This is a genomic window from Shewanella sp. T24-MNA-CIBAN-0130 (genome assembly GCF_040310185.1).
GTDB classification, from domain to species: domain Bacteria; phylum Pseudomonadota; class Gammaproteobacteria; order Enterobacterales; family Shewanellaceae; genus Shewanella; species Shewanella psychromarinicola.
This window is the reverse complement of sequence record NZ_JBEOPP010000341.1, coordinates 1-266: the sequence shown is the minus strand read 5'-3', so window position 1 is coordinate 266 and position 266 is coordinate 1. Positions and strand designations below refer to the sequence as shown.

Annotated in this window: 1 protein-coding gene; it reads right to left on the bottom strand. The window is 39.8% G+C overall.

The window, feature by feature from the left end:
• The coding region (locus tag AAEZ02_RS22645) for a kinase/pyrophosphorylase (RefSeq protein WP_351125313.1) at positions 1–266 on the bottom strand (266 nt) is incomplete at both ends.

Here is a 266-nt window from a genome sequence, read left to right as displayed (position 1 = left end):
GGGAATACGTTCTTTTTTATACAGCATTTCGACTTCTTTCACTTCAAGTCGACATTGTCTTAATGAAGAGTAGCGGCTATTTTCCATGCGGCTTTGACGTATCTCATGCAAACGATGAGGATCGATGGTTAAACCAAAGAGCTTTGATTTGTTGCGTTTCAATGCTTCAGGTAACTTGAGGTTATCCATGTCATCTTCAGTAAACGGGTAGTTTGCAGCCTTTATACCAAACTGCATTGACAGATATAAGCTTGATGGCGTTTTAC